Below are 24,952 nucleotides of genomic sequence, written 5' to 3' on the forward strand. Positions count from 1 at the left end.
CGCATGGAACAACGCTCAGCATGGCACCGGGGTTCCTGCTCCGGCCACTGGCCTCGCCGTCCCGGAGCCGTAACGGCGCCGTCACGCCCCGAACAGGTCCTGTTGTCCGTTTCCGGCGGTCTGGGAGCGGGGCGGGGTGAGGCCGAGATGCGCCCATGCGGCGGGGGTGGCGACCCGGCCGCGCGGAGTGCGGGCCAGGAGTCCCTCCCGGACCAGGAAGGGCTCGGCGACCTCTTCCACGGTCTCACGCTCCTCCCCCACCGCGACCGCGAGCGTGGACAGGCCGACGGGGCCGCCGCCGAACAGCTTGAGCAAGGCCTCCAGTACGCCACGGTCGAGGCGGTCGAGGCCGCGAGCGTCCACCTCGTAGACGGCGAGGGCGGCCTCGGCGATGTCCCTGGTGATCAGCCCGTCGGCCTTGACCTGCGCGTAGTCCCGGACGCGGCGCAAGAGGCGGTTGGCGATGCGGGGCGTGCCGCGGGAACGGCCGGCGATCTCGGCGGCGCCGTCCGGTTCGATCTCGACTTCGAGGAGGTTCGCGGAGCGGTGGATGACCCGCTCCAGTTCGGCCGGTTCGTAGAACTCCATGTGGGCGGTGAAGCCGAAGCGGTCGCGCAGCGGGGGCGGCAGCAGGCCCGCGCGCGTGGTGGCGCCGACCAGGGTGAAGGGGGGCAGCTCCAGCGGGATGGCGGTGGCGCCCGGGCCCTTGCCGACGATGACGTCGACGCGGAAGTCCTCCATCGCCATGTACAGCATCTCCTCGGCGGGCCGGGACATGCGGTGGATCTCGTCGAGGAAGAGGACCTCGCCCTCCTGGAGGGAGGAGAGGATCGCGGCCAGGTCGCCGGCGTGCTGGATGGCGGGGCCCGACGTGATGCGGATGGGTGCGCCCATCTCGGCCGCGATGATCATCGACAGGGTGGTCTTGCCGAGGCCGGGGGCGCCGGAGAGCAGTACGTGGTCGGCGGTGGCGCCCCGCGCGCGTGCGGCGCGCAGGACGAGGTCGAGCTGCTCGCGGACCTTCTCCTGGCCGATGAACTCGCCCAGGTCCTTGGGGCGCAGGGCGGCCTCGACGGCCTGGTCCTCACGGTCGGCGACGGAGTCCACCAGCCGCTCGGCGGCATCGGCGTCGGTCGTGTCGTCCCAGTTCATGGAGTGTGCCTCGGAATCTCGGTACGGGCTATCGGGCGCGGTTCAGGCTCTGCAGGGCCGCCTTCAGCAGCTGGCCCACCTGGGGCGTGCCCTCGGCGGCCTCGGCCTGCGGAGCCACGGCGGTCACCGCCTCGTCGGCCTCCCGGGTCGCGTACCCGAGGCCGATCAGGGCCGCGTGCAGCTGGTCGCGCCAGCCGCTGCTGACCGGCGCGCCGACCGCGGGTGCGCCGACCGGCCCGCCGAGCCGGTCCTTCAGCTCCAGGAGCAGCTTCTGGGCGCCCTTCTTGCCGATGCCGGGGACGGCCGTGAGGGCTTTCTCGTCGGCGGTGGAGACGGCCCGGCGCAGGGCGTCCGGGCTGTGCACGGCGAGCATGGCCTGGGCCAGCCGGGGACCGACACCGCTGGCCGTCTGGAGCAGCTCGAAGACCTGCCGCTCGTCGTCGTCCGCGAAGCCGTACAGGGTGAGCGAGTCCTCGCGCACGACCAGGGACGTGTGCAGCTTGGCGGACTGGCCCATGCGGAGCGTGGACAGCGTGTTCGGCGTGCACTGGACGGCCATGCCGACGCCGCCGACCTCGACGACCGCGGCGTCGGGGGCGAGCGCGGCGACCGTGCCGCTGACGAAGGCGATCATGCCGTACGGCCTTTCGATGTGTGCAGGGCGACGGCCTGCTGGAGTCGGTTGTGCGCGGGGGCGCGCCAGATGTGGCAGATGGCGAGGGCGAGGGCGTCGGCCGCGTCGGCGGGTTTGGGCGGTGCGCCGAGCCGCAGCAGGCGGGTCACCATCGCGCCCACCTGGGCCTTGTCGGCCCGGCCGCTGCCGGTGACGGCGGCCTTGACCTCGCTCGGGGTGTGCAGGGCGACGGGGATGCCGCGGCGGGCGGCACAGAGCATGGCGACGGCGCTGGCCTGGGCGGTGCCCATCACCGTACGGACGTTGTGCTGGCTGAAGACGCGCTCCACGGCGACGAATTCCGGCCGGTGCTCGTCCAGCCACTGCTCGATGCCCCGCTCGATGGCGACCAGGCGGTGGCCGAGGTCCGCGTCGGCGGGGGTCCGGACGACGCCGACACCGATCATGGTGAGCGGCCGTCCGGCGACGCCCTCGACCACGCCCACACCACACCGGGTCAGTCCCGGGTCCACCCCCAGTACGCGCACGCGCCCTCCCTCTCGCTCACCTGTTTGTGCAGGCTATCGGGTGCCACCGACAACGCGACGGGCCGACGGGGTGTGTCCCGTCGGCCCGTTGGTCCTGCGGAGCTCGCGGCGGAGTTACGCGCCGACCTTCTCCATGACCTCGTCGCTGACGTCGAAGTTGGCGAAGACGTTCTGCACGTCGTCGCTGTCCTCGAGCGCGTCGATCAGCTTGAAGATCTTCTTGGCGCCCTCCTCGTCCAGCTCGACCTGCATGGTCGGGACGAAGTTGGCGTCGGCGGAGTCGTAGTCGATGCCCGCGTCCTGGAGGGCGGTGCGGACCGCGACCAGGTCGGTGGCCTCGCTGATGACCTCGAAGGTCTCGCCGAGGTCGTTGACCTCCTCGGCGCCCGCGTCGAGCACGGCGCCCAGCACGTCGTCCTCGGTCAGCTCGCCCTTGGGGACGATCACGACGCCCTTGCGGTTGAACAGGTACGACACCGAGCCCGGGTCGGCCATGGAGCCGCCGTTGCGGGTCATGGCGACGCGGACCTCGGAGGCGGCGCGGTTGCGGTTGTCGGTGAGGCACTCGATGAGCACCGCGACACCGTTCGGGCCGTAGCCCTCGTACATGATCGTCTCGTAGTCGGCGCCGCCGGCCTCCAGGCCCGCGCCGCGCTTGACCGCGGAGTCGATGTTCTTGTTGGGGACCGACGACTTCTTGGCCTTCTGGATGGCGTCGTAGAGCGTCGGGTTGCCATCGATGTCAGCGCCGCCCATCCGCGCCGCGACCTCGATGTTCTTGATCAGCTTCGCGAAGAGCTTGCCGCGCTTGGCATCGATGACGGCCTTCTTGTGCTTCGTCGTGGCCCATTTAGAGTGGCCGGACATCTGCCTGTCTCCTTCGCGTAACCCATCTCAGCAACGAACGCAGGAATCCTACAAGGACTCGGCCGTCCGGTTGGCGCGCACCATGTCGACGAACAGGGCGTGCACGCGGTGGTCGCCGGTCAGTTCCGGGTGGAAGGACGTGGCCAGAGCGTTGTCCTGACGGACCGCGACGATGTGGCCGTCGTGCTCGGCGAGCACCTCGGCCCGGGCGCCGACGGACTCGACCCAGGGGGCGCGGATGAAGACGCCCTCCACCGGGTCGCCCTCGACGCCCCTGACGTCGACGGCGGCCTCGAAGGACTCGTTCTGCCGGCCGAAGGCGTTGCGGCGCACGATCATGTCGATGCCGCCGACGGTCTCCTGGCCCGAGCGCGGGTCGAGGATCTTGTCGGCGAGCATGATCATGCCGGCGCAGGTGCCGTAGACGGGCATGCCGTCCCGCACACGCGCGCGGAGCGGGTCCATCACCCCGAACAGGACGGCCAGCTTGGAGATGGTGGTGGACTCGCCGCCGGGGATGACGAGGCCGTCCACCTCGGCGAGCTCTTCGGGGCGCCGCACCGGCCTGGCCACGGCATCGGCCGCGGCCAGGGCGACGAGGTGCTCGCGTACGTCGCCCTGGAGGGCCAGGACGCCGATCACAGGTGCTTCACTCATGGGTGTTACCAGCCGCGGTTGGCGTAGCGCTCGGTCTCGGGCAGCGTGTCGCAGTTGATGCCGACCATGGCCTCGCCGAGGTTGCGGGACGCGTCGGCGATGATCTTCGGGTCGTCGTAGAAGGTGGTGGCCTTCACGATGGCGGCGGCGCGCTTGGCCGGGTCGCCGGACTTGAAGATGCCGGAGCCGACGAAGACGCCCTCGGCGCCGAGCTGGCGCATCAGGGCCGCGTCGGCCGGGGTGGCGACACCGCCGGCGGAGAACAGCACGACCGGCAGCTTGCCGAGCTCGGAGACCTCCTTGACGAGCTCGTAGGGGGCGCGCAGCTCCTTGGCGGCGGCGTACAGCTCGTTGTTGTCGAAGCCGCGCAGCTTGGCGATCTCGTTCTTGATCTGGCGCAGGTGGCGGACCGCCTCGACGACGTTGCCGGTGCCGGCCTCGCCCTTGGAGCGGATCATCGCGGCGCCCTCGGCGATGCGGCGCAGGGCCTCGCCCAGGTTGGTGGCGCCACAGACGAACGGCGTGGTGAAGGCCCACTTGTCGGAGTGGTTGACCTCGTCGGCCGGGGTGAGGACCTCGGACTCGTCGATGTAGTCGACGCCGAGGGACTGCAGCACCTGGGCCTCGACGAAGTGGCCGATGCGGGACTTGGCCATGACCGGGATCGAGACGGCGTCGATGATGCCCTCGATCATGTCCGGGTCGGACATGCGGGCCACGCCTCCGTCCTTGCGGATGTCGGCCGGGACCCGCTCCAGGGCCATGACGGCGACGGCGCCCGCGTCCTCGGCGATCTTCGCCTGCTCCGGCGTGACGACGTCCATGATGACGCCGCCCTTGAGCTGCTCGGCCATACCGCGCTTCACACGGGCGGTGCCGGTCTCGGGGGCCTGGGAGTTGGGGGACGTGGTGGACACGGGTGACCTCGCTACGGAAAGGGGAATCCAGCAGCACTGAGGAAACGCGAGGGGACCAGGCCACTGCAAGGGCCAATGGGAACGCTGTGGATCCTTTTCCGGCGGACGGCCGGGGAACGGCGCGTGAACGGGCTCAGGCGGCCCGGTCCGCCAGGGCCGCCGGAGGCTCGTCGTCCATTTCGAAGGCCATGGGGAACGGGGCGTGGCCCGCCAGGCGGAACCAGCGGACCTTGCGGTGCCGGCGCAGGGCACGGGCGGCGCGTACGGCGTCGTTGTGGAAGCGGCGGGCCATCGGGACGCGCCGCACCGCCTGTGCGAGCTCCTCGGCGGCCTCCTCGCCTCCGGGCGCCTCCCGCACCGCCTCCACCTGCTGGATCTCCCCGAAGACGGCCCGCAAGGCCTGGCTCAGCTCGCTCTCGGCGACCTCCCGCTGCTCCTCCACCGCCTGACGGGCGGCGTGCGCGGCCTCGTAGAGCACGATCGAGGCGGCCGGATCCAGGACCCCCGCCGTCGCCAGTTCCTGCGCGACCGAGGCCCGGCGCAGCAACTGCGCGTCCAGGGCGGCCCGGGCGGCGTCGATACGGGCGTGGAGACGGTCGAGACGGCCGGCGGTCCAGCTCAGATAGAGCCCGACCGCGACCAGGGCCACGGCGATCCAGATGAAAGTGGTGGTCACGGGCGGCAAGGCTAGCGGCCCGGCCGGGCCGAGGGTTCACCCCGCCCGCCCGGCGGTCGGCTCCGCACCGGCGCACGCCGGCCGGGCCGCCCTTCGGCATGGCCTGGAACGGCCTGCCGCCCGGTGTCAGTCCCGGGCGAACCCCAGCCTGGCCCACAACCCGGTCACCCGCTCGTCCTCCGCGACCGCCGCCGCGCCCGCCGTCACCGTCTCGTAGACGGACAGGATGTCCGCGCCGACGGTCGACCAGTCGAAGCGCCGCACATGGGCGCTGCCCCGCTCGCGCAGTTCCGCGCGCCGGTCCGGGTCGTCCAGCAGGCGTACGGCCGCGTCGGCCAGGGCGTCGGCGTCCTCGTTGGGGAACAGTTCGCCGGCCTCGCCCCGGTCCAGGACCTGGGCGAAGGCGTCCAGGTCGGCGGCGAGGACGGGGGCTCCGGCGGACATGGCCTCGACCAGGATGATCCCGAAGCTCTCGCCGCCGGTGTTGGGCGCGACGTACAGGTCGACGCTGCGCAGGAAGCGGGCCTTGTCCTCGTCGCTGACCATGCCGAGGAACTCGACGCGGGAGCGCAGCTCGGCGGGCAGTGACTCCACCGCCTCCTCCTCGTCACCGCGCCCGGCGACCAGCAGCCGGGTCTGCGGACGGGCGGCGAGGATCTTCGGCAGCGCCTTCATCAGCACCGGCAGGCCCTTGCGGGGCTCGTCGATGCGCCCTATGAAGCCGATCGTGTCCCCCTGCCACTCGGCCTTGGGCTCGGCCGTGGCGAAGAAGTCGACGTCGACGCCGTTCGGGATCACCACCGCGTCCCCGCCGAGGTGCTCCACCAGCGTGCGGCGGGCGTACTCGCTCACCGCGATCCGCGCGCTGATCTTCTCCAGGGCGGCCTGGAGGATCGCGTACGCGGCGATCATCGCGCGGGAGCGCGGGTTGGACGTGTGGAACGTGGCGACGATCGGTCCCTGGGCCGCCCAGCAGGTCAGCAGGCCCAGCGAAGGCGAGGTCGGCTCGTGGATGTGGATCACGTCGAACGCGCCGTCGTGCAGCCAGCGGCGCACCCGGGCGGCGCTCAGGAAACCGAAGTTGAGCCGGGCCACCGAGCCGTTGTACGGCACCGGCACCGCGCGCCCCGCCGAGACGACGTACGGCGGGAGCGGGGTGTCGTCGTCGGCCGGGGCGAGGACGGACACCTGGTGGCCGAGGCGGAGGAAGTACTCGGCCAGGTCCCGGATGTGGAACTGGACGCCGCCCGGTACGTCCCAGGAGTACGGGCAGACGATGCCGATCCTCACGAGGTCCCCTTCGCAGGGTCGAGGTCCGCGAGCCACAAGCGCTGCAGCATGTGCCAGTCCTCCGGGTGGTCGGCGATCCCCGTGGCGAAGGCGTCGGCCAGCGCCTGTGTCATGACAGACGTCTTCTCGGCGCGCGTGCCTGACCCGGGCACCTCGACGGGCGGGTGGAGGCGGCCCCGCATCACGGGCGAGTCGTCGTACCAGAGGGTGACCGGGAGCAGCAGGGCGCCCGTCTGCTGGGCGAGCAGGGCCGGTCCGGCCGGCATCCGGGCCGTGTCTCCGAAGAAGTCGACCTCGACGCCGGAGGCGGACAGGTCGCGGTCGGCGACCAGGCAGACCAGACCGCCGTCGCGCAGCCGCCGGGCCAGGGTGCCGAAGGCGGTGCCGCCGCTGTGCGGCAGGACCTCCATGCCGAGACCCTCGCGGTAGGCGACGAACCGGTCGTACAGGGTCTCCGGCTTCAGGCGCTCGGCGACCGTCGTGAACGGGATGCCGAGCTTCGTGGTGACCCAGGCGCCGGCGAGGTCCCAGTTGGCCAGGTGGGGCAGGGCGAGTATGACGCCCTTGCCGGCGGCCAGGCCCTCGGTCAGGTAGTGCAGGTCCTTGGCTTCGAAGCCGCCCTTGATCCGCTCCTCGCTCCAGGCGGGGAGACGGAAGGACTCCATCCAGTAGCGCAGGTACGACCGCATGCCCGCGCGCGAGAGCTCGGCGAGGCGCTCGGGGCCCGCGCCGGGCACCACGCGCGCGTAGTTGCTCTCCAGCCGCTGTACGCCCTTGCCGCGCTGCTTCCAGGCGAGGTCGGCGATGGTGTGCCCGAGCCGTACGGCGACCGGCTCGGGGAGCTTCCTGACCGTGCTCCAGCCGAGGCCGTACAGCGCGTCCGTCAGCCGGTCCTGTGCGCTCACGTGGATGCCTCGCTCCCGTGAGAGGCGTTCTCCTGCTCGCCCTCATTGTCGTCCCGCTCGGAGGCGTCGGTCGCGGCCTCGGCCTCCGCGGACTCGCGGCGGACCGTGACGACCCGCTGGATGAGCGTGACGAGGCTGCCCACGGCGACGATCCACAGGGCGACCGGCAGCAGGTACTGGATGCCCGGGACACCGAAGGCGTGCAGGCCCGCGAGACCGGCCGCGACCAGGGAGATCACCAGCCGCTCGGCCCGCTCGACCAGCCCGTTGACGGCGACCGGCAGGCCGATCGACTCGCCCCGGGCCTTGGTGTACGACACCACCTGGCCGCTCGCCAGGCAGAAGATCGAGACGGCGCACAGGACGAGGTCGTCTCCCCCGCCGGCGTACCAGAGGATGAAGCCGCCGAAGATCGCCCCGTCGGCGACCCGGTCCAGCGTGGAGTCCAGGAAGGCACCCCAGCGGCTGGAGCGGCCGAGCTGCCGGGCCATGTTGCCGTCGACCAGGTCGGAGAACACGAACAGCGTGATCACGACCGTGCCCCAGAAGAACTCGCCCATGGGGTAGAAGACCAGCGCGCCCGCGACCACACCGGCGGTGCCGATGAGCGTGACGGTGTCGGGGCTGACGCCCCGGCGGATCAGAAACGCGGCGAACGGTGTGAGAACACGCGTGAAGAATGCACGCGCGTACTTGTTCAGCATGGCCTTCCCGAGGGTCGGTGTCGCCGTCTGGCCCCTGCTGGCCACCGGCTGGCCCATCGTAGCCACGCGCGCGTGCGGTCGACGGGCGGGACCCGAGGGCCGTGTCACGGCGCGCCGGTGCGCGGTGCGGGGCGCGATCACGTCCTTCGTATGGACGCACCGTGACGGGAGTGGGAAGGTCGAATGACCGCGGGCGTCGCCGGAGCCGCACCGCACGCGGATCCCGCGTGTCCGCGCCCACAGTGACCTCACCGTGCACGGGAGGCAGGATCATGGGCGACAAGGCACAGACACACCCTGGGGCCGCCGGCAGGGCACAGGCGGCCGACCACCCCCAGTCCGTACGGAATGTGGTGCTGGTCGGCCACTCCGGATCGGGCAAGACCACGTTGGTGGAAGCCCTCGCGCTCACGGCGGGGGCAGTGAACCGGGCGGGCCGTGTGGAGGACGGCGGCACCGTCTCCGACTACGACGAGATCGAGCACCGGCAACAGCGCTCGGTGCAGCTCTCCCTGGCGCCCGTCGAGTGGGACGGCATCAAGGTCAATCTCCTCGACACCCCCGGATACGCCGACTTCGTCGGTGAGCTCAGGGCCGGTCTGCGAGCGGCGGACGCGGCCCTCTTCGTCGTCTCGGCCTCGGACGGTGTGGACGGCTCGACCCGCATGGTGTGGGAGGAGTGCGCGGCCGTGGGCATGCCACGGGCCATCGTCGTCACGCACCTGGAGGCGGCGCGCGCCGACTTCGAGGAGATGACGCGGATCTGCGCGGAGGCCTTCGGCGCGGACGACCCCGACGCGGTCCTGCCGCTCTACCTGCCGCTGCGCGGCCCCGAGGCGCCGGACGGGCACGCGCCCGTGACCGGCCTGATCGGGCTGCTGTCGCAGAAGCTGTTCGACTACTCGACCGGCGAGCGCAAGGAGTCGGAGCCGGGTGAGGACCAGCTGCCGCTGATCGAGGAGGCCCGCAACCGGCTGATCGAGGGGATCATCTCGGAGAGCGAGGACGAGACCCTCATGGACCGCTACCTGGGCGGGGAGCCGGTCGACGTCAAGACGCTGATCGAGGACCTGGAGCGGGCCGTCGCACGGGGGGTCTTCTTCCCCGTCCTGGCCGCCGCCCCCGCGGCCGGGGGCTCCCGGCAGGGGCTCGGCACGGTGGAGCTGCTGGAGCTGATCACCCGGGGCTTCCCCACGCCGCTGGAGCACGAGACGGTGCGCGTGACGACGATCGACGGCAAGCCGCGCGAGCTCAAGCCGTGCGACCCGGACGCGCCGCTGGTCGCGGAGGTCGTGAAGACCTCCTCCGACCCTTACGTCGGCCGGTTGTCGCTGGTCCGCGTGTTCTCCGGCACCCTGCGCGCCGACCAGACGGTCCACGTGTCCGGGCACGGCCTGGCCGACCGCGGGCACGAGGACCACGACGTGGACGAGCGGATCGGCGCCCTGTCCACGCCGTTCGGCAAACAGCAACGCCCGGTGTCGCACGTCATCGCGGGCGATCTGGCGTGCGTGGCGAAACTGAGCCGCGCCGAGACCGGGGACACCCTGTCCGCCAAGGACGACCCGCTGCTCATGGAGCCGTGGCAGATGCCGGACCCGCTGCTGCCGCTGGCCATCCAGGCGCACAGCAAGCCGGACGAGGACAAGCTCTCGCAGGGCCTGGCCCGGCTGGTCGCCGAGGACCCGACGATGCGGCTCGAGCAGAACCAGGACACCCACCAGGTGGTCCTGTGGTGCCTGGGCGAGGCGCACGCGGACGTCGCCCTGGAGCGGCTGCGCAGCCGCTACGGCGTCCAGGTCGACGTCGTACCGCACAAGGTGTCGCTGCGCGAGACGTTCGCGGCCAAGTCGGCCGGGCGCGGCCGGCACGTCAAACAGTCGGGTGGGCACGGGCAGTTCGCCATCTGCGAGATCGAGGTGGAGCCGCTGCCGGGCGGCTCGGGCATCGAGTTCGTGGACAAGGTGGTCGGCGGCGCGGTGCCCCGGCAGTTCATCCCGTCGGTGGAGAAGGGTGTACGGGCCCAGGCCGCCAAGGGGGTCGCCGCCGGGTACCCGCTCATCGACGTACGCGTGACCCTCCTGGACGGCAAGGCGCACTCGGTGGACTCCTCCGACGCCGCGTTCCAGACGGCCGGCGCGCTCGCGCTGCGGGAGGCCGCGACCGACGCGAGGATCCATCTGCTGGAGCCGGTGGACGAGGTGTCGGTGCTGGTCGGCGACGAGTTCGTGGGCACCGTGATGAGCGACCTGTCGGGGCGGCGCGGCCGGGTGCTCGGCACCGAGCAGACACCCGGCGGGCGCACCCTGATCCGGGCCGAGGTGCCGGAGATCGAGATCGGTCGCTACGCGATCGACCTGCGGTCGATGTCGCACGGCACGGCGCGCTTCAGCCGCCGGTACGTACGGCACGAACCGATGCCGCAGCAGGTCGCGGACCGGGTCCGTGAAGAGGAGCGCAAAGCCTCCTGATTGGGGCCCGAGGGGGCCAAGTGGCCCTCGTGAAGGCTCCCTCCGCACAGGCGGGCGGTTCCGGGGACCGCCCGCCGACGGATGTCGGTGCCTGCGGATACGCTGATGACCTGATCAACAGGTGTGCGAGGCGCGGAAGTCGGGAAGGCCGCTTGATGCGGAAGCGGCAGCGATGGGGGCGGCAGTGACGGACGGATTCGACTTCAGCCCGGGGGCCCAGGTGCCTCTGGCGGGTTCGGCTGGCCAGACGGCGGCGACCTACGCGCTGGCCGCGGCGGCGTACCGGGACGACGAGGTCAGCAAGATCCTCAAGGCGGACAACGAGTGGCACCAGTCGAAGGTGACCCCACCGCGCTCCTGGGCGAAGATCTTCCGCCCCAACTTCGGCGAGGCCTTCTCCCGTGCCGTCGTCGACCGCATGCTCGGCGCCGGGCGCAAGCCGGTCATCCAGTCCTTCGGCATCGAGCCCCAGGTCGTCGTGGAGCACTGTCTGGCGGCCCACCGCATCCGCCGCGACCGCGACAACCGGCTCTCGGCGATCACGGTGATCTGCGGAGTGCTCTTCCTGCCGGGCTTTTTCGTGTGGCTGCTGGTGTTCACGCTGCGTACGACCATGGCCAAGCGCGAGGACAAGCGCGCCGGCGCCCTCGCCACGACCCTGCTGGTCGCGGTGGGCGCGCTCGCGGTGCTGTTCCTGATCCGCATGCCGTTCACGGGCTTCTGGGGCTGGTACGCGCGCGCGGCGATCATCATGCCGGTCGTCGGCTGGTTCTGGGCCAAGCATGTCTGCGAGCAGACAGCCTCCGACCTGCGGGAGCGCTGGTCGAGCATGCTGTCGGGCGGCGGCGTGGGCGCCAAGATCCCCGAGGCGGTTCCGGGCAATCCCGGCGACGCGGCCGAGCAGGTCCGCAAGGAGCTGGCGCGCCTGAGCGCCGAGCAGCGGTCCAACTCGGTCTTCTACGCCGGGCCCAAGGGCATACTCGGCATGGGCACCCGGTGGGGCAGCTGGCAGCTGGCCGAGGAGCTGGTGTCCGCCGAGCCGGGCAAGGACTTCCACCCCTTCCGCAGCTGGGACGTCATCGTGGCGATCCAGGGCGGCCTGGGCATGCTGGAGCGCACGTCCATCAACACCGGCGGCTTCACCAAGCCGTCCATCACGCACTGGATCGTCACGCCGATCGGCGAGAAGGCGACGGAGGTGTCCCGGCCGAGCGGCGCGGACGTCGACGCGTACACGGTCCGGACGCACGCCATACAGGACATCTGCAACAAGCAGCAGTTCGGCAGCGGTGACCGGCACTATCTCGGCGTGCAGTGGACCCTCTGGGACGGTCACCTGGTCATCACGATGCTGATCACGGTGACGGTGCTGCACGACACCCTGCGCATCGAGGTCACCGGCCACGCCCTGGGACCGGTCAACCCGCTGTTCAACGAGAAGCCCGCCGCCAAGGAGAAGTCGGTGCAGAAGGCGCTCCGGTTCTGGGAGACCCGCACCGTGAAGCTGCCGCTGATCGACGCCGACGAGGTGGTGCGGCTGGCCGCGCGCGCCCCGCTGACCTGGTATCCGCCGCTGCTGAACTGGCTCGGCGGCAGCCTGACGCTTCCGGAGCCGTTCGGCCTGCGGCACGCCTGGGCGGACCAGCCGTGGCGCCATCGGTTCATGGCGGACGACGCGCTGCGGGCGGCTACGCCGGTACTGCGTGTGGTGCATGCGGCGGCGCTGAAGGTGCTGCGGGAGAACGGCGTGGACGTGGAGAAGTTCGGGTCCAGGTCGGCGGCGCTCAGCGGGGCGGTGCAGGAGGCTTCGCCGAAGAAGGCGGATGTCTACGACGCCTAGGTGTCCTGCTCGGAGTCGCTGGCCGGCGCCGACCGCTCGATGTCGTCGTCGGCCGCGGCCCAACTGGCCAGCAGATTCAGGGCATCCTGCGAGGGCGAGGTGGGCTCGGCGGTGTAGGTGAGGAGGAACTGGCCGGAGCCGTCCCCGAGCGGGAAGGTCTCGAAGGGCAGGTCGAGGTCGCCGACGACCGGGTGGTGGAGGAGCTTCACTCCCGTGGTGTGGATGCGGACGTTGTGCGCGGCCCAGCGGTGGCGGAACTCCTCGCTGCGGGTGGACAGTTCGCCTATCAGGTCCATCAGCCGGCGGTCGTAGAGCTCGCGGCCGGCCTCGGCGCGCAGCATGGCGACGGTGTCACCCGCGACCTTGTCCCATTCCCGGAAGAACTCGGTGGCGCTCGGGTCGAGGAAGACGAACCGGGCGTTGTTGGGCGGCCGCACCGGGTCGGCGTAGACGGGAGAGAACAGGGCGCGCCCGAGGTGGTTGTCGGCCAGGATGTCCCCGCGTCCGCTGAGGACGAACGCGGGTGTGCCGGTCATCGAGTCGAGGACTCGCTGCACCGCTGGCCGCACGCGCTGCTGGACGGGGCGGCGGCGTGGCGGGCGGGTCGTGCCGGCGCCGCGCAGGAGGCGAAGCAGGTGGATTCGTTCGGCCTCGTCGAGCTGAAGCGCTTGTGCGATGCCTTCGATGACGCTCTCCGAGACGCCGGTGGCGTTGCCGCGCTCCAGCCGGGTGTAGTACTCGCTGGAGATGCCCGCGAGCAGGGCGACCTCCTCCCGGCGCAGCCCGGTGACGCGTCGGCGCTCGCCCCCGTACGTGGGCAGTCCCGCCTGCTCGGGGGTGACCTTGGCCCGTCGCGTACCGAGGAACTCCCGGATCTCCGCGCGGAAACCGTCACGGATATCGCGGTTGGTGCCGTAGGGGTCGTTTCTGCCTGCCATGCGCTCCACTCTACGAGCGCCCGCGCCGGGCAGGGGGTCCCTCTCAGTGACCCCCTCCTCAGGGACTCCCACGCTCCCGTGACAGCCGGTTTCGTTGGTGGTGCACCGCCCCCAGTGGTGTGACCGGCCGGAGAGAGCGGCGCTTGTGCCACCGGTCTCCGGCCTTCTCCGCGGCGCCGTCGGCGCCGCACCCGTCACTCCCGCACACACCGGGTGCCGGACCACGGCACCCGAAAGGAACCCCCATGAGCAAGGTCATTCTCGTCACCGGTGCCGGACGCGGTCTGGGCACGGACATCGCCCGCGAGGCCCTCGCCGCCGGCCACCAGGTCGTCGCGACCGGCCGCCGCCCCGACGAGGTCGAGAAGACCCTGGGCGGGCCGCAGGACAACCTGCTGGTCGCCAAACTCGACGTCACCCGCCCCGAGGACGCCGAGTCCGCAGCGCAGGCCGCCGTCGACCGCTTCGGCCGCCTCGACGTCCTGGTCAACAACGCCGGGAACCTCTTCACCGGCTACTTCGAGGAGATCTCGCCCGCGCAGATGCGCCGGCAGTTCGAGACCAACCTCTTCGGCCCGATGAACGTGACCCGCGCGGTCCTGCCGATCATGCGCCGGCAGCGCGCCGGCCACGTCATCACCATCACCTCGACCGCGGGCCTGGTCGGCATGGAGTTCACCTCCGCCTACGCGGCCTCCAAGTTCGCGGAAGAGGGCTGGATGGAGTCCCTGCGCCACGACGTCGAGCCGTACAACATCCACACCACCACCGTGGAGCCCGGCTACTTCCGGACCGAACTCCTCGTGGACGGCTCCACCACCTGGCCCGAGCTCTCCATCGACGACTACGCCCCGCGGACCGCCCCGAGGATCGAGGGCATGAAGAGCATGAACGGCCGGCAGCCCGGCGACCCCGCCAAGCTCGCCCGCGCCCTGCTCACCATCGCCCGGCAGGACAAGCCCCCGCACCGCTTCGTCGCCGGAGCGGACGCCATCGAGGCCGTCGAGGCCAAGGCGAAGGAACTCCTCGCCCAGGCCGAAGCCTCCCGCGAACTGGGCGGCAGCCTCGCCTACGACGACACCCACGCCTGAGAGGGACGACATGCCGCTCACAGGCGAGTACGAGCCGAGCAAGGCACAGTTCGTGCGTGACCAGGTGGAGCTGTACGAGAGTTCCGGCGGCACCCGAGGAACGACGCTGAGCGTCCTGGTCGCACGCGAGGAAGACGAGAGGCTACGGGACCTGCCCGTCGTCATCCTGACCACCCTGGGCGCCAAGACCGGCAAGATCCGCAAGACCCCGGTCATGCGGGTGGAGCACGACGGCTCGTATGCCGTGGTCGCCTCCATGGCGGGAGCCCCCCACCACCCCTTCTGGTACCACAACGCGGTGGCCGACCCCCGAGTCGAGCTTCAGGACGGCCCGGTACGGCAGGACATGCTGGCCCGCGAGGTGACCGGGGACGAGAAGGCCCTCTGGTGGGCCCGAGCCGTCGAGGCGTTCCCGGACTACGCCGAGTACCAGAAGAAGACGGACCGCGAGATACCGGTCCTCGTTCTGGAGCCCGCCGCTCACGGCCACTGACACGGCCGGCACCAGGGCCTGACGGCCGTCACGACAAGGAGTACCTCATGAAGCACGTATCACTGGGCGGGCTCGATGTCTCGCGCATCGGCCTGGGAGCCATGACCATGGCAGGCGTCTACACCACGGGCGGAGGACTCGATGACGCCGAGTCCATCCGCACCATCCACCGGGCCCTGGACCTCGGGGTCACCCATATCGACACCGCCGAGATCTACGGCCCCTTCCACAGCGAGGAACTCGTCGGCAAGGCCATCAAGGGCCGGCGCGACGAGGTCGTCGTGGCGACGAAGTTCGGTCTCGTCTCCCACGCCGGCGACGGCCCCGGCGTCATCGACAGCAGCCCCGCCAACGTGAAGACAGCGGTCGAAGGCTCGCTCAAGCGGCTCGGCACGGACCACATCGACCTGTACTACCAGCACCGCGTCGACCCGAACACGCCCATCGAGGAGACCGTCGGCGCGCTGGCCGAGCTGGTCGCCGAGGGCAAGGTCCGCCACATCGGACTGTCGGAGGCCGGGCCCGAGACGATCCGCCGGGCCCACGCCGTGCATCCGGTGGCCGCGCTGCAGACCGAGTACTCGCTGTGGACCCGCGACGTCGAGGCCGAGATCCTCCCGCTGCTGCGCGAGCTCGGTATCGGGTTCGTTCCCTACTCGCCGCTCGGCCACGGCCTGCTGACCGGGCAGATCCGCACGGTCGACGACTTCACCGACGACGACTGGCGCAAGACCAACCCGCGGTTCACCGGCGAGAACTTCCAGCGCAACCTGCGCATCGTCGACGAGGTGCGGGCCATCGGCGCCGAGATCGGAGCCACCCCGGCCCAGACCGCGCTGGCCTGGCTGCTGACCCGCGGCGACGACATCGCCCCCATCCCCGGAACCCGGCGGGTCTCACGTGTCGAAGAGAACACCGCCGCCGACGCCATCGAACTCAGCGCCGCACAGCTCGACCGTCTGAACAACCTCACGCCGGCCGCGGGCGAGCGCCACGACGAGGCGAACATGGCCACCATCGACCGCTGACCCTTGACCACCGACCGCGGCGCATCGGCAGGACCGGGCCGCGGTCGCCGCGGCCCTCCTGGCCGCCGGCGGTCATACGAGGGCGCAGCACGCCACCACCGCCCCAGCGCAGGCGCAGCGCCCCAGCAGCCGGCAGCTCAGACCGGCCAGGCCTCCGCCAGCATCTTCCGGGTGTCCGCCAGCAACTGCGGCAGCACCCGCGTATGCCCCACCACCGGCATGAAGTTGGTGTCGCCACCCCACCTCGGCACGATGTGCTGGTGCAGATGCGCCGCGATGCCCGCGCCGGCGACCGAGCCCTGGTTCATGCCGATGTTGAAGCCGTGGGCACCGGAGGCCGTGCGCAGGGCCGTCATCGCCTGCTTGGTGAGCTCGCCGAGCTCGGCGGTCTCCCCCGCCGTGAGGTCGGTGTAGTCGGCGACGTGCCGGTAGGGCACGGTCATCAGGTGCCCGCCGTTGTACGGATACAGGTTGAGCACCGCGTAGACCTGCTCGCCGCGCCTGACGACCAGCCCGTCCTCGTCGGACTTGGCCGGGATGGAGCAGAAGGGGCAGCCGTCGCCGGCGCCCGGGCCGCTCGGCTTGTTCTCACCCTGGATGTAGGCCATCCGATGGGGCGTCCACAGACGCTGGAACGCGTCCTGCGTCCCCACTCCCAGCTGCTGCTCCGGCTCACTCGTCATGCAGTGCAGCATATGGCGTGGAGCTGGGGGTACGGCAAAGGCCCCCGGGATCTCCCGGGGGCCCTGTACGCGGTTCGGTCAGGCCGCGGTGACGCCGTGCGGTCAGACCTGCGCCCGCTCCTCGACGACCTTCACGATCTTCGCGATGGCCTCGTCGAACGGGATGCCGTTCTCCTGGGAACCGTCGCGGTAGCGGAAGGACACGGACCCGTGGGACATGTCCTCGTCGCCCGCGATGACCATGAAGGGCACCTTCTGCTTCTGGGCGTTGCGGATCTTCTTCTGCATCCGGTCCGAGGAGGAGTCGACCTCGACGCGCAGGCCCTGCTTCTTGGCCGCCGCCGCGAACTTCTCCAGGTACTCGACGTGCGCGTCGCCGATCGGGATGCCGACCGCCTGGACCGGGGCCAGCCACGCCGGGAAGGCACCCGCGTAGTGCTCCAGGAGCACCGCGAAGAAGCGCTCGATCGAGCCGAACAGCGCGCGGTGGATCATGACCGGGCGGGTCTTGGAGCCGTCCGCGGCCGTGTACTCCAGGTCGAAGCGCTCGGGCAGGTTGAAGTCGAGCTGGATGGTCGACATCTGCCAGGTGCGGCCGATGGCGTCCTTGGTCTGCACGGAGATCTTCGGGCCGTAGAAGGCGGCGCCGCCCGGGTCGGGAACGAGGGGCAGACCCTGCTTCTCGGCGACCTGGCGCAGAGTCTCCGTGGCCTCCTCCCAGGCCTCGTCCGAGCCGACGAACTTCTCCGGGTCCTTGGTGGACAGCTCCAGGTAGAAGTCGGTCAGGCCGTAGTCACGCAGCAGCTCCAGCACGAAGGTGAGCAGCTTGTCGAGCTCCTCCGACATCTGCTCGCGGGTGCAGTAGATGTGCGCGTCGTCCTGGGTGAAGCCACGGGCGCGGGTCAGGCCGTGCACGACGCCCGACTTCTCGTACCGGTACACGGTCCCGAACTCGAACAGGCGCAGCGGCAGTTCACGGTAGGAGCGACCGCGCGCGTCGAAGATCAGGTTGTGCATCGGGCAGTTCATGGGCTTGAGGTAGTAGTCCACGCCCTCGTCGAGCTGCATGGGCGGGTACATGCCGTCGGCGTACCAGTCCAGGTGGCCCGAGGTCTCGAAGAGCTTGCCCTTCGTCGCGTGCGGGGTGTAGACGAACTCGTAGCCCGCCTCCTCGTGCCGCTTGCGCGAGTAGTCCTCCATGACCCGGCGGATGATGCCGCCCTTGGGGTGGAAGACGGCGAGGCCGGATCCGATCTGCTCCGGGATGGAGAACAGGTCGAGCTCGCTGCCGAGCTTGCGGTGGTCGCGCTTCTCGGCCTCGGCGAGGAACTCCAGGTGAGCCTTCAGCTCGTCCTTGGTCGGCCAGGCGGTGCCGTAGATGCGCTGGAGCATGGGGTTCTTCTCGCTGCCGCGCCAGTAGGCGGCCGCGTTGCGCATCAGCTTGAACGCCGGGATGGCACGGGTCGACGGCAGGTGGGGGCCTCGGCAGAGATCCTTCCAGCACAGGTCGCCGGTCTTGGCGTCCAGGTTGTCGTAGATCGTCAGCTCGCCGGCGCCGACCTCGACGTCCGCGCCGTCGTCGCTGGAGGCGGAGCCCTTGAGGCCGATCAGCTCCAGCTTGTAGGGCTCGTCGGCCAGTTCCTCGCGGGCGGCCTCGTCGGTGACCACGCGGCGGGCGAACTTCTGCCCCCGCTTCTGGATCTCCTGCATCTTCTTCTCGATGGCCTTGAGATCCTCGGGCGTGAACGGCTTCTCGACGTCGAAGTCGTAGTAGAAGCCGTCCTTGACGGGCGGGCCGATGCCGAGCTTGGCCTCGGGGAAGAGCTCCTGCACGGCCTGTGCCATGACGTGCGCGGTGGAGTGGCGCAGGATGTTCAGGCCGTCCTCGGAGGAGATCTCGACGCCCTCGACCTCGTCGCCCTCGGACAGGGCGTACGACAGGTCCCTGAGCTCGCCGCCCACGCGTGCGGCGATGATCGAGCGCTCGCCGGCGAAGAGCTCGGCGGCCGTAGTGCCCGTCGTCACCACGCGTTCTTCCCGCTCGGAATCGCGTTGGATGATCACACGGACGTCTGACACCGGTCTCTCCTGACTGAAGGTGGGTCGCGGCGCCATACCGGAGCGCGCGCACGAGTATGGATCGTACCGACCCCGGACCGCCCACCGCGAAATCAGTCCCCGCAGTCCCCTCCACAGGCCTCCTCGAAGAAGGCCGCCATCCCGGCGTTCTCCTGGAGCGCCTTCATCAGGCGGTCCCGCTCGGCGTCGTCGACCTGCACCGGTACGACGCCGTGGGCGCCGGTGAGACGCCGGAAGCCACCTCGGCTCTCCAGCCGCCCCTGGACCCGCACCGGCAGTCCGACGAGGTGGGCGTGCCCGGCGATCCGGTAGGCCTCCTCGTCGAGGGTGATCCGGACGTGGGGTACGTCGGCCCCGGCCAGCACCCGCAGCCGTACCGTGCCCTCACCGCGCGGCCCCGGCCGCCGCATCCGTACCACCGCTCCCGTGATCCGCACCGGTACGGAGGGTTCCGCGCGCAGGTAGCGGGCGCCCGCCTCGCGCAGCACGGGCAGGTCGCCGGGTGAGAACTCGACGGGCTCGGTGGAGGGCGCGCACCCCTCGGGCACACCTGCGGCCGGGGCCCACTCGACGGCGATCCGGGCGCCCTCCGTGCCCCGGACCAGGGAGACGAGGGCCTCGGTGAGCTCGTGGCTCACCCCCGCCTCGACCGCGGCGTCGAAGGCGTCCATGCCGCCGGTGGCGCGCTGGTAGTCGACGGCCTCACGGGTGGCGTACAGGGCCTGGTGGAGGCGTACGGCCAGGGGTCGGCCACCGGCGACGGGCACGAAGGCGGTGAGCCGGCCGTCCGTCGCGGAGCCGACGAGGACGCTGTCCAGGGCCGCGGCGGCGGAGCGCCGGTGGCGGGCGCCGTGGTAGCCGGCCCGCGCGCGCGTGGCCAGGGCCGCCGCGAGCAGCATCCGGCGGGCGGCGGTGCGCAGCCGGTCCTCGACGGTCCAGGGCGCCGCACCGGCGGGCCCGGCGGGCACGTCGTGCCACCAGCGGATCTCGTCGCTGGGGACGGCGAGGGAGACGAGCACCTCCCGGGCGGAGGGCGAGCCGCTGCGGGACAGGGCGAGCAGGGCCTCGGCGAGCAGATCGTCGCTGTCGGGGAAGGCGCGGTTCTCGGGCACGAGGAGACTGGTGCCACTGCCGCCGGGGCCGGGCGGGGTCCAGCGGCCGTAGCGTCCCGGGGCGCCGCCGCGCCGCTGCCAGCCGTGCCGCCGGAGCAGGGCGCCGAGCACGGCCGGGTCGACGTCCGCGGGCTCGGGCGGAGCGCCGCTCCAGGGGGTGTCGGCGGGGTGGGGCCGCACGGGCCTCAGCGGCTCCTCGGTCGGGCGGTGCGTCACGGTTTCCCTCCCGTCCCGACCCGCGTCATGATCTCGCACAGCGCCCGGTCGTCGAAGATGCGTGAAGTCGGTATCCGCACGGTGGTGCGGCGGCGGCCGGTGATCGGCTGGCCGGCGAGGTTGGTCCAGTAGCAGCAGTGCCTGAGGTCGAGCCGGTCGTGGCCGGCGCGCAGCCAGTCGTCCTGGGCGCGCGGCACCAGCATGACCACCAGGATCTTGTGCACGGACACCGGTGTGCGGGCGAGCTTCGCCAGGTGGTCGTTGTCGAGGGTGAAGGCGAAGGTGCGGCCCGGGGGGTTGGGCGGCACCTGGTAGGTGGCCTTGAGCTGCACCTTGATGGTGACCTCGTCGTCGACGGTGTGCCCGGGGGCGCTGTGGCTGACGTGCCAGTCGATGCCGTTGTCGGGGAACGGCTGGGAGAGCGAGCAGCCGGCGGCCGCCGCGACGGCGTGCAGATAGCCGACCTGGAGTGTCTCCATGCAGGCGGTGGTGGCGAGAGTGCCGCGAGAGGGAGCCGTGCGCTCGGGCAGCAGCCCGCCCCGTTCGGGCTGCGCTATGGCCATGGCCAACAGCCTTCCAGAACAAGTGATTCCCCGCTGCGGGCCGCTGAACTGCGCGGACCCGTACTCCTGTTGTCTCCTTCCGGCGTACGGCGCAAACAGCCCGGGTATCACCGGATCGGGCAGTGGACGGTGCGTCAACTGCCGAAGGTGAACGAGGGGTTGTGTGGCTATGACGACGTGCTGGTATGAAGGGCCGCTGGCCGCCTTCGACACGGAGACGACGGGCGTGGACGTCGAGACCGACCGCATCGTGTCGGCCGCCGTCGTCGTCCAGGACGCCCCGGGCGTCCGGCCGCGGGTCAGCCGCTGGCTGGTGAACCCGGGCGTGCCGGTGCCCGCCGAGGCGACGGCGGTGCACGGGCTGACGGAGGAACACCTCCAGCGCAACGGCCGGTGGCCGGCGCCGGTGATGTTCGAGATAGCGCAGGCGCTCGCCGAGCAGGCGCACGTCGGCCGCCCGGTCGTCGTGATGAACGCGCCGTTCGATCTGACCCTGTTCGACCGGGAGTTGCGACGGCACCGCGCCTCGGCCCTGGGCCGCTGGTTCGAGTCGACGCCGCTGTACGTGCTCGACCCGAGGGTTCTGGACAAGCACCTGGACCGTTACCGCAAGGGCCGCCGCACCCTGACCGACCTGTGCGCGCACTACGGCGTCACCCTGGAGGGCGCGCACGACGCGGCGGCCGACGCCGTGGCGGCGCTGGAGGTCACCCGGGCGGTGGGCCGCCGTTTCGCGTCGCGGCTGGAGCGCCTCGGCCCCGGTGAGCTGCACACGCTCCAGGCGGTGTGGCACGCGGCGCAGGCCCGGGGGCTCCAGGCGTGGTTCGCGCGCACTGGCGTGGACGAGGCGGTCGACCCGGCCTGGCCGCTGCGTCCGGATCTGCCGGCGGCGGCCTGAGCACCTGGGCAGGACGCCTGCACAGGGCATGAAAAAACCGGTCCGTCTGCGACGGACCGGCTGTTTCCGGTGGGCGATACTGGGTTCGAACCAGTGACCTCTTCGGTGTGAACGAAGCGCTCTCCCACTGAGCTAATCGCCCGGGAACGCACTGAACAATACAGGTCCCGGCACGCTTCCTTCAAACCGTTCGGAGGTGCCTGGCCAGTCCGCGCGCTCCCGTGCGCATCATCAGCCGGTGATTGGCCCGGAAGGCGGGCCGGCACGGCACGGCGAGCCGCCGCAGCAGCGGCTTGCGGACGTCGACGACCTGGTCGTACCGCACGCGAGTCCCGGTCCCGTCCGGGGTGACCGTCCAGCGTGCCCAGCCCTCCATGTCACCGGACAGGGCGATCTCCAGCACACCGGCCGCGGGTTCACGTCGCACCTCCCGCGCCGTGAAGGTCATGTCGTACGGCAGGACGGAGCGGATCCGGACCACCCCCGTGGTGTCGTCGAGCCGGGTCACCTCCCGCACCTGGCGCCACCACCGGGGGTAGTCCTCGGCGCGCTCCAGCGCCTCGTACACGGGGGCGGGCGGCGCGGGCAGGGTCCACAGCGTGCGGAAACGGTAGTGGTTCCAGTCCATGACCGCAGTCTGCCCAGATGCGGTGCGGACTGACTGACTGAGTACGCACCTGAGTACCCGCACTCATGCCGTACGGGGGTGACGCGGACCACACTGCCGGTCATGAACCACCTTCCGCCCCCGGCCGAGGAACTGCGGCTCCTCGACGCCGAACTCCGGCAACTGGACGCCCGCCGGGCTCAGTTGCTGGCCCGTCGCGCCTGGCTGGTCGCGACCCTGCAACAGGCACGGCAACAACCGCAGCAGGCCTGGGCTCAGGCGCGGACGCAGCCGCCACCCGTCGCATGGTCCCGCCCGGAAACCGCCGCGCCCAGCGTGCAGAACGTGCTGCTGGTGCTCGGCGGTGTGCTGCTCACGCTCGCGGCGGCGGTGTTCACGCTGGTCAGCTGGGGACACATGGGCATCACCGGGCGGGCGCTGGTGCTCGGCGCGGTCACGCTGGCCGCGCTCGCCGGGCCGGCGCTCCTGCTGAAGCGGGGGCTGCGCTCGACGGCCGAGTCCGTGGCGGGGCTGGGCCTCGCGCTGACCGTCCTGGACGCCTACGCCCTGCACGAGGCCGCGCTCGCCGGGACGGACGGGACGGGGTACGCGGCGGCCGCGGCGGCGGTGCTGGCGGTGATCTGGTCGGCGTACGGTCTGCTGCCGGCCACCGCAGCGCTGCGACTGCCCCTGCCCTGCGCCCTGGTGGCGGCCCAGTTCCCGCTGTTGCTGTGGGCCCTGTCCGCCGACGCGGGTCCGTACGTCATCAGCGCCGCGCTGCTGGTGACGGCCGGGCTGGACACGGTGGCCGCGCTGCGGGTGAGGACCGGTTCCGTACGGATCACCGCCATGGTCGGGGCGTACTCCACGGGCGCCTTGGGCGTCCTGACCGCCGGCTGGCTGTCCCTGGCGGCTGACACCCCGAGCGCCGCGGCCCGCGCCGGGGCGCTTCTCCTGCTCGCGGCGACGATCGCGGTGGGGGCGGCTTGGCGGGGGGCGGGTTCGCTGTCCGGCTCGGGCTCGGGCTCCGACTCGGGTACAGCCCCAGGCTCGGCTTCAAGCACCGCCGCGCCCTGGCAAGGCCCGGGCGAGAAGCACGCCCTCGGACTCGCGATCGTCTCGGGCCTCCTCGCCGTGGGTGCGTTCGGCGGGACGGCGCGCCCCTGGCTGCCGGAGATGTGGACGGTTCCGGCCTATCTGGTCTGCGGGATCGTCCTGTCGGCGGCGGTGCGGGCCGGGCGGCTGCCGGACGCGGTGCGGCTCGGGTCCGCCTGGGCCTCCGGGGCTGTACAGGCGCTGGCCCTGCTGTGGGCGCTGCCCGTCGTCGCCGTGGTGGTGCTGGGGCCGGCCGGCTGGATCGGCCGGGTGTGGAGCGGCGCGCCCTCGGACGCCCGGGCCGCCGTGACCGTCGAGGCGCCCTGGCCGCCCGACGCGGCGGCCGTTCCCGTCGTGCTGCTGGCCGTCGCGGCCGTTGTCGCCCTGGTGAGCCGTGCGGAGCAGTGGCGTGCGCGGGCCCGGATCGGCGCGCTGGGCCTGGTGTGGGCCACGGCACTGACGCTTCCGGCGGTCGCCGGGATGCCGTACGTCGCCGGGATGGCGGTCCTGGGGGTCGTGACAGCGGCTGCCTTGTACGCGGGCCGGGCCACGGTGTCCGCGGCGCGGCTCACCGCCCTTCTGCTCTCCCTCACCACCTCCGTCAGCCTCGCCCTGGCCTCCCTCGCCTCCCAGACCGTGACACTCGTGGTGCTGTCGGTGCTGACGGCCCTGTTCGCCTCGGCCTCGTGGCGGACGAGCCTCGCCTCCGTCACGGCTCCGGCCGCCCTCGTGTACGCCGCCGCCCTGGCCTCGGCGACGGGCGCCGCCGTGGACTGGCCGCCGGCCCGGACCGCCCTGCTGGTGCTGGCCGTTCCCGTGGCCGCCGCCCTGCTCGCGCCGCGTCTCGGCGCGCAGCGGGCGACGGTGCCGGTCGAGGCCGCGGGAGCCGCCGCCGGCCTGCTGGCCGTGGGCCTCGCGGTCTCCGATCCGCCGCTGCTCGCCCTGGTGCTGGCGTCGTGCGGCGTGATCGCCGCGGGCACGGCACTGCGTCCGGACCGCCGTCCCGTCGGCTACCCGGCCACGGCCCTGTTCGTGCTGGCCGCCTGGGTGCGCCTGGCCGCGTGGGAGGTCGGCACACCCGAGGCGTACACGCTCCCGGTGACCGTTCCGGCGCTGCTCGTCGGCGCCCTGCGCAGGCGCCGTGACCCGCAGGTCTCCTCATGGACGGCCTACGGTCCCGGACTCGCCGCCACGCTCCTGCCGAGCCTCGTCGCGGCCTGGGGCGACCCGCACTGGACGCGGCCGTTGCTGCTGGGCACGGCGGCACTGCTGGTCACCCTGCTGGGTGCCCGGCACCGCCTCCAGGCGCCGCTGGTGCTCGGCGGTGCGGTACTGGCCCTGGTCACGCTGCACGAACTCGCCCCGTACGTCGTGCAGGTGACCGGGGCACTCCCCCGCTGGGCGCCTCCCGCCCTCGCCGGACTCCTGCTGCTCGCTCTCGGGGCGACGTACGAGCAGCGGATCCGGGACGTCCGGCGGGTGCGGGAGGTCCTGGGGAGGATGAACTAG

Annotated in this window: 23 protein-coding genes and 1 tRNA gene; 7 read left to right on the forward strand and 17 right to left on the reverse strand. The window is 71.7% G+C overall.

Annotation, left to right across the window (positions count from 1 at the left end):
* Positions 1-81: 81 nt before the first annotated feature.
* From ruvB to pgsA, 10 genes are all read right to left on the reverse strand, one after another.
* A complete protein-coding gene (gene ruvB / locus CP976_RS08510) occupies positions 82-1,152 on the reverse strand; it encodes a Holliday junction branch migration DNA helicase RuvB (protein ID WP_150479793.1) in 1,071 nt (356 codons plus the stop codon).
* Between the two features lie 28 nt (positions 1,153-1,180).
* Positions 1,181-1,786, reverse strand: coding sequence for a Holliday junction branch migration protein RuvA (ruvA, locus tag CP976_RS08515; RefSeq protein WP_150479794.1), 606 nt, complete (start codon positions 1,784-1,786; stop codon positions 1,181-1,183).
* Positions 1,783-2,313, reverse strand: a complete 531-nt coding sequence (ruvC, locus tag CP976_RS08520; protein WP_150479795.1) for a crossover junction endodeoxyribonuclease RuvC — start codon at positions 2,311-2,313, stop codon at positions 1,783-1,785. Before ruvC ends, ruvA begins: the two co-directional genes overlap by 4 nt.
* Positions 2,314-2,427: 114 nt before the next feature.
* Entirely contained in the window at positions 2,428-3,180 is a 753-nt protein-coding gene (locus CP976_RS08525; RefSeq protein ID WP_150479796.1) for a YebC/PmpR family DNA-binding transcriptional regulator, read from the reverse strand.
* Positions 3,181-3,228: 48 nt separating this feature from the next.
* Complete coding sequence (pdxT, locus tag CP976_RS08530; RefSeq protein WP_150479797.1) at positions 3,229-3,837, reverse strand: pyridoxal 5'-phosphate synthase glutaminase subunit PdxT; 609 nt, start codon at positions 3,835-3,837, stop codon at positions 3,229-3,231.
* Positions 3,838-3,842: 5 nt separating this feature from the next.
* Complete coding sequence (gene pdxS / locus CP976_RS08535; RefSeq protein ID WP_020270015.1) at positions 3,843-4,754, reverse strand: pyridoxal 5'-phosphate synthase lyase subunit PdxS; 912 nt, start codon at positions 4,752-4,754, stop codon at positions 3,843-3,845.
* 133 nt (positions 4,755-4,887) lie between these two features.
* The gene (locus CP976_RS08540) at positions 4,888-5,430 is read right to left on the reverse strand and encodes a LemA family protein (protein ID WP_150479798.1); all 543 of its coding nucleotides are present in this window, start codon (positions 5,428-5,430) and stop codon (positions 4,888-4,890) included.
* A gap of 126 nt (positions 5,431-5,556) precedes the next feature.
* Positions 5,557-6,720 (reverse strand): glycosyltransferase family 4 protein, encoded by a 1,164-nt coding sequence (locus tag CP976_RS08545; RefSeq protein WP_150479799.1) that lies wholly within the window; start codon positions 6,718-6,720, stop codon positions 5,557-5,559.
* Positions 6,717-7,625, reverse strand: coding sequence for a phosphatidylinositol mannoside acyltransferase (locus tag CP976_RS08550; RefSeq protein ID WP_150479800.1), 909 nt, complete (start codon positions 7,623-7,625; stop codon positions 6,717-6,719). Before CP976_RS08550 ends, CP976_RS08545 begins: the two co-directional genes overlap by 4 nt.
* On the reverse strand, positions 7,622-8,386 hold the full coding sequence (gene pgsA / locus CP976_RS08555; RefSeq protein WP_229876621.1) for a phosphatidylinositol phosphate synthase: 765 nt from the start codon (positions 8,384-8,386) through the stop codon (positions 7,622-7,624). Before pgsA ends, CP976_RS08550 begins: the two co-directional genes overlap by 4 nt.
* Before the next feature lie 215 nt (positions 8,387-8,601).
* Between pgsA and CP976_RS08560 the strand changes: the two genes are divergently transcribed.
* On the forward strand, positions 8,602-10,800 hold the full coding sequence (locus CP976_RS08560) for an elongation factor G-like protein EF-G2 (RefSeq protein WP_150479801.1): 2,199 nt from the start codon (positions 8,602-8,604) through the stop codon (positions 10,798-10,800).
* 172 nt (positions 10,801-10,972) lie between these two features.
* A complete protein-coding gene (locus tag CP976_RS08565) occupies positions 10,973-12,640 on the forward strand; it encodes a hypothetical protein (RefSeq protein ID WP_150479802.1) in 1,668 nt (555 codons plus the stop codon).
* Here CP976_RS08565 and CP976_RS08570 read toward each other — a convergent pair.
* Entirely contained in the window at positions 12,637-13,578 is a 942-nt protein-coding gene (locus CP976_RS08570; RefSeq protein WP_150479803.1) for a helix-turn-helix transcriptional regulator, read from the reverse strand. The two genes, CP976_RS08565 and CP976_RS08570, sit on opposite strands and share 4 nt — an antisense overlap.
* A 245-nt stretch (positions 13,579-13,823) precedes the next feature.
* Here CP976_RS08570 and CP976_RS08575 point away from each other — a divergent pair, with 245 nt between their 5' ends.
* From CP976_RS08575 to CP976_RS08585, 3 genes are read left to right on the forward strand one after another with little or no spacing between them, the layout of a single operon-like run.
* Positions 13,824-14,669: an SDR family oxidoreductase gene (locus CP976_RS08575; protein WP_150479804.1), complete on the forward strand. Its 846-nt coding sequence runs from the start codon at positions 13,824-13,826 to the stop codon at positions 14,667-14,669.
* 10 nt (positions 14,670-14,679) lie between these two features.
* Positions 14,680-15,162: a nitroreductase family deazaflavin-dependent oxidoreductase gene (locus CP976_RS08580; RefSeq protein WP_150479805.1), complete on the forward strand. Its 483-nt coding sequence runs from the start codon at positions 14,680-14,682 to the stop codon at positions 15,160-15,162.
* Positions 15,163-15,209: 47 nt separating this feature from the next.
* Positions 15,210-16,190, forward strand: coding sequence for an aldo/keto reductase (locus tag CP976_RS08585; protein WP_150479806.1), 981 nt, complete (start codon positions 15,210-15,212; stop codon positions 16,188-16,190).
* Positions 16,191-16,327: 137 nt separating this feature from the next.
* On the opposite strand, the gene CP976_RS08590 is transcribed toward CP976_RS08585, so the two are convergent.
* The 4 genes from CP976_RS08590 to CP976_RS08605 form a co-directional block, all read right to left on the reverse strand.
* On the reverse strand, positions 16,328-16,885 hold the full coding sequence (locus tag CP976_RS08590; protein WP_086841012.1) for an HIT family protein: 558 nt from the start codon (positions 16,883-16,885) through the stop codon (positions 16,328-16,330).
* Positions 16,886-16,975: 90 nt separating this feature from the next.
* Complete coding sequence (thrS, locus tag CP976_RS08595) at positions 16,976-18,952, reverse strand: threonine--tRNA ligase (RefSeq protein ID WP_150479807.1); 1,977 nt, start codon at positions 18,950-18,952, stop codon at positions 16,976-16,978.
* Between the two features lie 92 nt (positions 18,953-19,044).
* On the reverse strand, positions 19,045-20,280 hold the full coding sequence (locus tag CP976_RS08600; protein ID WP_150479808.1) for a hypothetical protein: 1,236 nt from the start codon (positions 20,278-20,280) through the stop codon (positions 19,045-19,047).
* On the reverse strand, positions 20,277-20,843 hold the full coding sequence (locus tag CP976_RS08605; RefSeq protein WP_059420406.1) for a DUF4365 domain-containing protein: 567 nt from the start codon (positions 20,841-20,843) through the stop codon (positions 20,277-20,279). Before CP976_RS08605 ends, CP976_RS08600 begins: the two co-directional genes overlap by 4 nt.
* Positions 20,844-21,012: 169 nt before the next feature.
* On the opposite strand from CP976_RS08605, the gene CP976_RS08610 reads away from it, so the two are divergent.
* Entirely contained in the window at positions 21,013-21,741 is a 729-nt protein-coding gene (locus tag CP976_RS08610; RefSeq protein WP_150479809.1) for a 3'-5' exonuclease, read from the forward strand.
* Positions 21,742-21,811: 70 nt separating this feature from the next.
* Here CP976_RS08610 and CP976_RS08615 read toward each other — a convergent pair.
* Together CP976_RS08615 and CP976_RS08620 are read right to left on the reverse strand one after the other, a co-directional pair.
* Positions 21,812-21,883: transfer RNA gene (locus tag CP976_RS08615), tRNA-Val, on the reverse strand.
* A 39-nt stretch (positions 21,884-21,922) separates the two neighbouring features.
* Positions 21,923-22,369, reverse strand: a complete 447-nt coding sequence (locus CP976_RS08620; protein ID WP_150479810.1) for an SRPBCC family protein — start codon at positions 22,367-22,369, stop codon at positions 21,923-21,925.
* Positions 22,370-22,471: 102 nt separating this feature from the next.
* On the opposite strand from CP976_RS08620, the gene CP976_RS08625 reads away from it, so the two are divergent.
* Positions 22,472-24,952, forward strand: a complete 2,481-nt coding sequence (locus CP976_RS08625; RefSeq protein ID WP_150479811.1) for an SCO7613 C-terminal domain-containing membrane protein — start codon at positions 22,472-22,474, stop codon at positions 24,950-24,952.

This window comes from Streptomyces coeruleorubidus, assembly GCF_008705135.1.
In the GTDB taxonomy this organism is placed as follows: Bacteria; Actinomycetota; Actinomycetes; order Streptomycetales; family Streptomycetaceae; genus Streptomyces; species Streptomyces coeruleofuscus.